Below are 9,253 nucleotides of genomic sequence, written 5' to 3' on the forward strand. Positions count from 1 at the left end.
TCTTCTGCATGTTGCGGTATCAATAATCTGGGTGATAAACAGATATTACTGTAGCGTTATGAGAGATGTCCGTAGTTTCTTAATTCTCGCCGGAAATGTGGGTGATTTGTGTTCCTGAATTGCCGGGAAGCATTTGTTCCATTACCGAACCTTCCATCTTTCGGATAAATGCCAAGCATTGGCGCAGGTCCGACCGCCGTGCGTTTCTGAGGAGCCGGCAGGGGGATCGAGGGGAGAACATGACTATGAGAAGAGATTCGACCGCCTCGGGCGGTCTGAGCATGGTGGCGCTACTCTGCTGGGCAGCGGTCGTGCTGGACGGGTTCGACCTGGTTGTTCTGGGTGCTCTTATTCCGACGATGACCGATCCCGCCGCACCTTGGATGACTACGGCCCAAGCTACCGCGATCTCCACGGCAAGCCTGATCGGCATGACGTTGGGGGCGCTTTCCATCGGCTGGGCGACAGACCGGATCGGTCGGCGCAAGGCGATGCTCTGGGCAGTGGGATTTTTTTCGGTGATGACACTGGGGTGCGCGATTGCCGGGACGCCCTTCCAACTCGGAGTATTCCGCTTCCTTGCTGGCTTCGGCCTGGGTGGGTGCCTGCCGACGGCCATTGCACTGGTGACGGAGTTCTCCCGCGGCAAGGCGGGAAAGGCGAGCACCACGGTGATGACCGGGTATCACGTGGGTGCCGTGGCAACGGCGATCCTTGGTCTTATTCTGCTTGCGCCATTCGGCTGGCGGGCCATGTTCCTAGCAGGAGCGATTCCGGGTTTCGTGCTCATACCGCTCATGATCAAATTGCTCCCCGAGTCTCCGGCGTTCCTGCTGTCGCAAGGGCGGCGGGCAGAGGCCGAACGTATCGCCAGCGCCTATGGCCTGACTCTGTCCGAACCCCCGCCGAAAGCGGAGCGCGTCTCCCCCAGCAAGCTGATCGGACCCGGCTTTCTGCGTAACAGCGTCGCGATCTGGGTGACCTCCTTCATGGGGTTGCTGCTGGTTTACGGTCTGAACACATGGCTTCCCGCTCTGATGGTGGCGGCGGACTATGGGTTGCAACGCGGGCTGTGGTTCCTGCTCCTGCTGAACGTCGGGGCGATCGTGGGGCTGATCGTCGCCGGACGCGTCGGTGACGCGATAGGGCTGAAGCGCGCGGCCTGCCTTTGGTTCTTTGCCGGCGCTGTCCTGCTTGCGCTGCTGGCGATCCGTATGCCGCTCTCGCTGCTCTATCCGGTGGTGTTCCTCACGGGCTGCTTCGTGTTTTCTGCGCAGGTGCTGGTATATGCCTTCACCGCCGCGAACCATCCCCCGGAGGTCCGGGCGACGGCCATAGGCCTCTCGGCGGGTGTCGGTCGTATCGGCGCCATCATGGGGCCGCTCGTCGGCGGAATGCTGGTGAGTCTCGGACTTGGCCATCCGTGGGGGTTCTTCATCTTCGCAGCCGTTGGTCTTATCGGAGCGCTCGCCCTCTCGCTCAGCGTGGTTCGCGTGTACCGCTGACGCACCAGAGGATGACATGATATTGTTTCGGCCCCGGTTCCTGCCGGGGCCGTTTGCTTTGCGGCGTAGCCATGCAAACGTCGCATGGCTGCCTCAGGATTGAGTTTCTCACCTACGCCACTTAGCACTCTTCAATAAGCCAAATCAGGAGGAGCGCATGACCCATAACCTCGATGATCGCATACGCCATGCCGGCCTTCGTGACCGGATCATGTCGGCCGAGGAAGCAGCGCGTCTTATCGGGGATGGCATGGTGCTCGGCATGTCGGGTTTTACGCGGGCCGGAGAGGCAAAGGCCGTGCCGCTTGCGCTTGCCGAGCGCGCGCGCAAGGAGCCTTTGCAGATTACACTGATGACAGGCGCGAGCCTTGGCAACGATCTGGACAAGACCTTGGCCGAAGCTCATGCAATCTCCCGGCGCATACCTTTCCAGTCCGATCCCTTCCTGCGGAAGAAGATCAACGCGGGAGAGGTGATGTTCATCGATCAGCACCTCTCCGAAACCGTCGAGCAGCTCAGAAATCGCCAGATCGCTGGTGTCGACATCGCTGTGATCGAAGCGGTTGCCATCACCGAGAATGGCGGGGTGGTGCCCACGACATCGGTTGGAAACTCCGCCTCCTTCGCCATCCTTGCGCCGAAAGTGATTGTGGAGATCAACCTGAGCCAGCCGGTCGGGCTGGAGGGGCTTCACGACATCTACATACCAAGCCATCGCCCCAACCGTATGCCCATTCCGGTCGTCACGCCCGAGAGCCGCGTAGGCTTGCCATATATCCCGATCCCGCCGGAAAAGATCGCGGCTATCGTTCTGACGGAGAAGCAGGACAGTTCATCCACCATTCTCGACCCCGACGAGGACACGCGCGCCATTGCGGGTCACCTCACCGAGTTTCTGATGCATGAGGTGCGACAGGGACGGCTTGACGAGCGGCTCGCTCCGCTTCAGGCAGGGATCGGCACCATCGCAAATGCTGTGCTGCACGGGTTTCTGGACACGCCGTTCCATGATCTGAAGATGTATTCCGAGGTTCTGCAGGACTCGACCTTCGATCTGATGGATGCCGGAAAGATGACCTTTGCCTCCGGCTCCTCGGTGACCCTTTCCGCTCGGAAATACGCGCAGATGCTGCCGCGCTTTGCAGAGTTCAAACCGAAGCTTCTGCTTCGCCCGCAGGAAATCTCCAACCACCCGGAGGTCGTTCGGCGTCTGGGGATCATCGCCATCAATACGGCGCTGGAGTTCGACATCTATGGCAATGTCAACTCGACCCACGTGACGGGGACGCAGATGATGAACGGTATAGGTGGCTCGGGTGACTTTGCCAGGAACGCCTATCTATCTGTTTTCGTGACAAAATCCATCGCAAAAGGTGGCAGCATATCCTGCGTTGTGCCGATGGTGAGCCATGTCGATCATACCGAGCACGACGTGGATATTCTGGTGACCGAACAGGGCTTGGCGGATCTGCGGGGTCTTGCGCCACGGGAGCGGGCGCGGGTAATCATCGCCAATTGCGTTCATCCTGCGTGGCGCCCGCGGATCGAGGATTACTATGCCCGCGCGCTGACCCGCAGTGGTCATACGCCGCATGTGCTGGAAGAAGCGATGTCTTGGCATGTCCGCTTGCGGGAAACAGGGCGGATGGACTGACGCAGCGTTGATGTTGATTTCGCAACACTGATATAGTAGGGATCGCAACATATATGCTGCGGTCCTTGAGGGAGGAAATCCGTGTTGTGGAGGAGTTACCACGCAGGCCTTGCGGCCAGCGCGATATCGCATGAGATCAGCGTATGAGCAGCGCTGACTTTTCGGCGCCCACCGCGCGCCCAGGGAGGGCTGCGGTCGATATCGGCTGGACGCCCGTTCGCATCGCCGTTGTCGCGTTGAGCTTTCTGCTGAACGCGCTGGACGGCATGGATATCGTCATCATGTCCTATATCGCGCCCGTATTGGCGGCGGATTGGGGCCTGACACCGGAAAATCTTGGCATCATCTTCAGCGCGAGCCTCGCCGGCATGACGATCGGCTGCCTCTTCGTCGCGCCGCTGGCGGATAAATGGGGACGACGGCCGCTGATTATCAGCATGCTGAGCATCATCACCTTTTGCATGTTGGTCAGCAGTTTCGCACAAACGTTGACAGAGCTTGTGGCGGCCCGGTTCGTCATTGGAATTGGCATCGGCGCCATTCTGGCAGGCGTGACGGCAATTGCTGCGGATTTCGCTCCGCCGGCACGTCGCGGGCTCGTGGTCAGCATGGCGATCGCCGGTTACCCGTTGGGCGCGGTGACGACGGGCCTGCTCAGCGCACATCTGTTACCCGTGCACGGTTGGCGCTTCATGCTCCTTGGGGCGGGAACCATCTCGCTCATCGTCATTCCGGTGATCTTTCTGATCCTGCCGGAATCCCAAGACTATCTTCTGCGAAAACAACCGCGCAACGCGCTTGCGCGGCTGAACCGGCTAAGATCCCGGTTGGGCGAAGAGGTGCTGGATCGTCTGCCCCCCAAGCCTGCCGCAACGCGAACCTATGATGCGGGCGAGGTGTTCGGAGGCGGTCGTAAGATCGGGACGCTCTGCCTCTGGCTCGGCATCTTCATGGGGTTCATGACCTTCTACTTCGTCGTCTCGTGGATCACGCAGCTTTCCGTTCGCGCCGGGCTGCCGCTGGATCGAGCGATCTATGCGGGTGCCCTGTTCAACCTTGGCGGCTTCGTCGGTACGCTCATCGTGGGTTGGCTCGGGAGTCGGCACGGCCTGCCGCGTGTGACCACGATCACAATGGTGATCGCGGCCTGCCTGATCGCCTTGTTTGGCGCGCTCTCCATGCCGCTCGCAATGACGCTGGCGATGGCGTTCCTTGCCGGGATGGCGACAAATGGGGGATTCAATGCCTTTTACGGTCTTGCTGCGGAGCTTTATCCTGCAGCTGTGCGGAGCACGGGGATCGGCTGGGCGATGGGCGTCGGGCGCTTCGGCGCGGTGATCGGGCCACTTCTGGGCGGCTGGCTGATCGGGCAGGGCGTCACGCTCTCGACGCTGATGGCGATCTTTGCCCTGCCGCTATTGATCGCCGCGGCCGCAGCATGGTTTATCCGCGCACGGTGAGGCAGGGGGCGGGCCGCTGGCCTGCCCCTATTTCTCGCCTTTCATCCGCCGCGCCCCATCCGCCTCCACCTCCGGCAGGTTGGCGAGCAGGCGGTTCAGCAAACTGAGAAGCGTATTTGTCTCCTCGGCTGAAAAGCCGGTGAGCAACGCAGCCTCCCGCGCGCGCGCGACCGTCAACACCCGCCGGTGCATGGCCCAGCCCGCTTCGGTGAGGGCGGCTTCGCGTCGCCGACCATCGCCTTCCCGCATTTCGATCAACCCGCGGCCGGCGAGAAGGCTAAGGCTCCGGCTGATTGAAGCCTTGTCCAATCCAATGCTGTTGGAAAGGTGCGCTCCGATCGACCATGGCTCGGCAGCAAGCTGACAGAGCACTCGCCATTCCACGATACCGAAGTCGAAGAGCCGTCTGTATTCATGCGACGCACCGCTCGACAGTTTGTTGGAGAGACTTGTTGTGATGGCACCAATGCAGCGGGCGAGGTCGAACGCCTCCCCTCGATCCGGCCCGTCCGGGAGATGCTGATGAGAAATCTGATCCACGGCGTGAAACCTTCGGTTTCCGCCGTGATATCCTCAGAAAGCTTCTCTGTCCAGCCGGGGCCGGGATGGCGATGCGTTCCTAACCCGGAATATCAGTAGGGAAGACCCACGTAATTCTCCGCGATGGAGGTCTGGAACGCGCGTGAACCGGCAAGATAATCCAACTCGGTTTCCTGCATTCTTTTGAGGAACTCACCTTCCGCGGGAAAGCTATGGAGCATACGCGTCATGCTCCAGGAGAAGCGGGAAGCCTTCCATACTCGTGCCAGAGCGGTTTCCGAATAACGGTCGAGCAGCGCCTCTCCCTCTCCCGCATAGCGGGACTTGAGAGCGCGTGACAGGTAATAGACGTCGGATGCGGCCAGGTTCAGACCCTTCGCGCCGGTCGGGGGCACAATATGGCCCGCGTCGCCCGCCAGAAACAGCCTGCCCCAGCGCATGGGCTCGCTGATGAAGCTGCGAAGGGGGGCGATGGATTTCTCGATCGAGGGGCCAGTGACCAGTTTGTCCGCCAGTTCTTCAGGAAGGCGGCGCTTCAGTTCATCCCAGAACCGTTCATCGGTCCAGCCTTCGATCGGGTCAGTCAGCGGCACTTGAAGGTAGTAACGGCTCAGATGAGCGTTGCGCATGGAACAGAGCGCGAACCCGCGTTCATGACGCGCATAGACCAACTCATCGAGCAGCGGCGGTGTTTCGGATAGAATGCCTAGCCAGCCAAAGGGGTAGACATGTTCATATTCCTTTCGGATACCGTCGGGGATGGTCTTGCGACCGACGCCGTGGAAACCATCGCAGGCGCAGACATAATCGCAATCCACGCGATGCTCCGTGCCATCCTTGACGTAGGTGACATAGGGGGCGGTGCTGTCTGCGTCGTGGACCGTCACGCCGTCCGCCTCGTGCACGACGACCCCATCCATTGCGTCGCGCGCCTCATACAGATCGCGGGTCACTTCCGTCTGACCATAGATCATGACGGTCTTGTCCACCAACTTCTTGAAGTCGATGTGGATTTGACGCCCGCCCGCGGTAAAGATCGTGCCGTCGTGAACATAACCTTCGGCGTCCATGCGGGCGCCGACACCTGCCTCGCGCAGCAACTCGCAGGTGCCCTGCTCCAAAACGCCGGCGCGGATGCGGGAGAGCACGTAGTCCCGGCTCTTGCGTTCCAACACGATGGTGTCGATGCCCGCGCGATGCAGGATTTGCGACAGCAACAGGCCGGAAGGACCGCCGCCGATAATGCAGATTTGAGTTTTCATGTGTCCTCCCTTGGCCATCAGAGCGGCGAAAAACCGAGCGGCCGGATGATTTCGTGCCAGGCGGCCGCGCCCGGAGCGATTTGAAGTCCCGCGCGCGCCGGCCAGAGCGTCAGCACGCTTCCCGGCCGCTGTCCCGACTGCACGCGAAACACGGCTATGGCGTCGGCGTCTTCTGCGAGCGGCGCATCCGAGAGGGCCAGTGCCCCGCAATCTGCAGAAAAGAGCGGTGTTTCGGGGGATTCGGCAGGATGTTCCGTGCGGCGGCTGGCCACAGCGGCATCAAAGACGGGCGTCGTCCGTTCCGTGACCAGAAACAGGTTCTCTTGCGCAACGACATCCACGAAGGCGCGCGGAATGAACCCCTCACCCCAGGCTTTCTCCGTTCCGAGGCTCGCGCGGCAGGCAGCCCGGTCGTTCCAATCCTCATAGGCCCATAAATGGTGGATGACGTTGAGCCGTCCGGTCTCTGTCATCCAGTAGCCAAGCAGCGGCAGGTGACGGGTCACCAGGGGCAATCCCTCGCGCCGCAGAAGATCAAGATAGCGTGGCGCCGTGCCCGGCTGAAGCCGATAGGTGCGAAGTTCGTAAAGCATGGAAGTCCTCCGCCGCTGACCCTGTCAGTAGCTGCGAAAAAGAGAAATGGACGATCGAGTGAAAAGCTTGGACGTCAGCCCGCCGCGCCTGCGCGCACCGATTGGCGATAGGCCCCCGGCGAAAGGCCAACGTGGCGGGAAAAGAACCGGCTGAAATAGGCGGGATCGTCGAAGCCGGCGATATGCGCCACCTCACCGACCGTATGGTCGGTATAGGCAAGATGGCGCTTTGCCTCGATCAGTATGCGCTGGTAGAGCAGGTCGGAGGCGGTGGTCTCCGCCCGCGCCCGACACGCGGCGTTCAGCCGCGCCGGAGTGACGGCAAGCGCCCGAGCATAGAAAGAGGGCGCTCGCTCGTGCCGGAAGTGGGTTTCGATCAGCGCCCGGTAACGATTCAGCAGATCCAGGTCGCGGTCGGGTGGCGGAGCTTCCGCCGCGTCGCCCGCACGTAAAACGAAGACCAGAAGCCGCGTGTATTGCGCAAGCAGCGCCGCACGCCGCCCCGGTGCTTGCCAGACGAATTCCCGCGTCATGTCGTTCAGCAACAGGGAAACTCCGGTTGGGTCCAGACCGCTATTCCGGAGCGGTAGAACGCCCGCAGTCGTGGCCGCCCGGAGCAGAGCCGCATCGTCCCGCGCGGCCGCCCGCAACCCCACGAGTGCCGCCGTCAGGACGTGGCCCTCGGTATTCTCCTGAAACCGGATCTCATGAACGACGCCGGCCGGAATGACGATGAACGTCGGGGCGTAGAGTTTGTACACCGCTTCCTCCAGCCGCACCTCGCCGCCGCCCTGTGCCACGAACATCACCTGTGAATGATCGGGATGGAAATGCGGGCGGATCGTCCAGTCGTTCGGCCCGGAACGGTCAAGGATCGGCTCCACGTGCAGAAAGTCCAGCTCCACGTCCCGGGCCGGATCGCCATAAAGGTAGTAGCGAGGGATGGCTGCTGGGCGATCCATCATGGGACAGTGTCGCCCGTCATGCGTTTCGTTGCGGAATTGTGCCATAGGGAACGTGAAAGGTCCATTGATCGCCACGCGGCCCTAAGCTATCCACTGTTGCGAACGCAACATGTAATCATGGAGGGGAGCCATGGCGAAAGTCTCCGCGACAGACAGAAACTGCGACGTGCTCGTGATCGGTTCCGGTGCCGGCGGTCTGGCGACAGCGATCGTTGCGCGAAAGCTCGGGCTTGAGGTGATCGTAATCGAAAAGGCCTCGGTCTTTGGTGGCACGACGGCATTCTCGGGCGGCGTCCTCTGGATTCCAGGCACCAACCACGGCAAGGCACAGAACGCCACCGATAGCATCGACACCGCACGCCGCTACATGCGTGCCGAAACCGGCAACTGGTATCAGCCGGAAGCGGTCGAAGCCTTCCTGAAGGCCGGACCCGAAATGGTGGATTGGTTCGAACGGGAGACGGATGTAAAGTTCGTTCCCACCCTTTATCCCGACTATCATCCCGATGTCGAAGGGGGGGTGGATGTCGGACGTTCGGTGCTCGCTGCCCCCTATGACGCGAGCGTGCTGGGCGATGATCTGAAGCGCCTGCGTCCGCCACTGTCCACCATCACCTTCATGGGAATGATGTTCAATTCGTCCAACGCGGACATCAAGCATTTCTTCAACGCAACCAAATCGTTGAAGTCGTTCGCCTATGTCGCAAAGCGGCTTGCGGCCCACGGGGTTGAGGTTATCCGCCATGGCCGCGGCGTTCAGGTGACGAGTGGCAATGCGCTCGCTGCGCGGCTGGCCAAGTCTGCCCTCTCGCTGGGCATTCCGATCCTGACCGATGCCCCCGCTCTGTCTCTGGTCCGGGAAGGAGACCGTGTCGTAGGCGCCGAGGTCGGCGGTGAGGTCAAGGCGCGGATCACAGCGCGGAAGGGCGTTGTTCTGGCCTGTGGCGGCTATGCCAACGACCTCGCACGCCGGGCGCAATCCTATTCGCATCTCCGTGCCGGCAAGACGCATCACTCTCCTGTTCCATTGGAGAACACCGGCGATGGTATCCGTCTTGGTGAGGAGGTCGGGGGCGCGTTTGACGCCCGCTATCCCGAGCCCGCGGCATGGATGCCGGTTTCGCGTGTTCCGGGACGGGGCGGCAAGGAGGGCATCTTCCCGCACCTGCTCGACCGCTACAAACCCGGCATGATCGCGGTCCTGTCCACGGGCAAGCGGTTCACCAATGAGTCGAACAGCTATCATCCCACATTCTCCAAGTAAGTCGCTGATT

Annotated in this window: 8 protein-coding genes; 4 read left to right on the forward strand and 4 right to left on the reverse strand. The window is 61.4% G+C overall.

What is annotated here, in order from left to right; all coding sequences use genetic code 11:
* Positions 1-239 precede the first annotated feature (239 nt).
* The 3 genes from CG51_RS10200 to CG51_RS10210 all read left to right on the forward strand — a co-directional run bounded on the left by CG51_RS10200 (position 240) and on the right by CG51_RS10210 (position 4,619).
* The gene (locus CG51_RS10200; protein ID WP_035744562.1) at positions 240-1,505 is read left to right on the forward strand and encodes an MFS transporter; all 1,266 of its coding nucleotides are present in this window, start codon (positions 240-242) and stop codon (positions 1,503-1,505) included.
* A gap of 157 nt (positions 1,506-1,662) precedes the next feature.
* Entirely contained in the window at positions 1,663-3,159 is a 1,497-nt protein-coding gene (gene scpC / locus CG51_RS10205; RefSeq protein WP_035744565.1) for a succinyl-CoA:acetate CoA-transferase ScpC, read from the forward strand.
* A gap of 143 nt (positions 3,160-3,302) precedes the next feature.
* The gene (locus CG51_RS10210; protein ID WP_035744568.1) at positions 3,303-4,619 is read left to right on the forward strand and encodes an MFS transporter; all 1,317 of its coding nucleotides are present in this window, start codon (positions 3,303-3,305) and stop codon (positions 4,617-4,619) included.
* A gap of 27 nt (positions 4,620-4,646) precedes the next feature.
* Here CG51_RS10210 and CG51_RS10215 read toward each other — a convergent pair whose 3' ends face one another.
* The 4 genes from CG51_RS10215 to CG51_RS10230 form a co-directional block, all read right to left on the reverse strand.
* Entirely contained in the window at positions 4,647-5,159 is a 513-nt protein-coding gene (locus tag CG51_RS10215; RefSeq protein WP_051930390.1) for a MarR family winged helix-turn-helix transcriptional regulator, read from the reverse strand.
* A gap of 92 nt (positions 5,160-5,251) precedes the next feature.
* Complete coding sequence (gene pobA / locus CG51_RS10220; protein WP_035744571.1) at positions 5,252-6,421, reverse strand: 4-hydroxybenzoate 3-monooxygenase; 1,170 nt, start codon at positions 6,419-6,421, stop codon at positions 5,252-5,254.
* Positions 6,422-6,438: 17 nt separating this feature from the next.
* Complete coding sequence (locus CG51_RS19145; RefSeq protein ID WP_051930392.1) at positions 6,439-7,014, reverse strand: NIPSNAP family protein; 576 nt, start codon at positions 7,012-7,014, stop codon at positions 6,439-6,441.
* A gap of 74 nt (positions 7,015-7,088) precedes the next feature.
* Positions 7,089-7,979 carry a helix-turn-helix domain-containing protein gene (locus CG51_RS10230; protein WP_198947720.1) on the reverse strand — a complete coding sequence of 297 codons (891 nt, stop codon included), beginning with the start codon at positions 7,977-7,979 and terminating at the stop codon, positions 7,089-7,091.
* Positions 7,980-8,109: 130 nt separating this feature from the next.
* Here CG51_RS10230 and CG51_RS10235 point away from each other — a divergent pair, with 130 nt between their 5' ends.
* A complete protein-coding gene (locus tag CG51_RS10235) occupies positions 8,110-9,243 on the forward strand; it encodes an FAD-dependent oxidoreductase (RefSeq protein WP_084695139.1) in 1,134 nt (377 codons plus the stop codon).
* Positions 9,244-9,253 lie beyond the last annotated feature (10 nt).

Source organism: Haematobacter missouriensis (genome assembly GCF_000740775.1).
Classification (GTDB): domain Bacteria; phylum Pseudomonadota; class Alphaproteobacteria; order Rhodobacterales; family Rhodobacteraceae; genus Haematobacter; species Haematobacter missouriensis.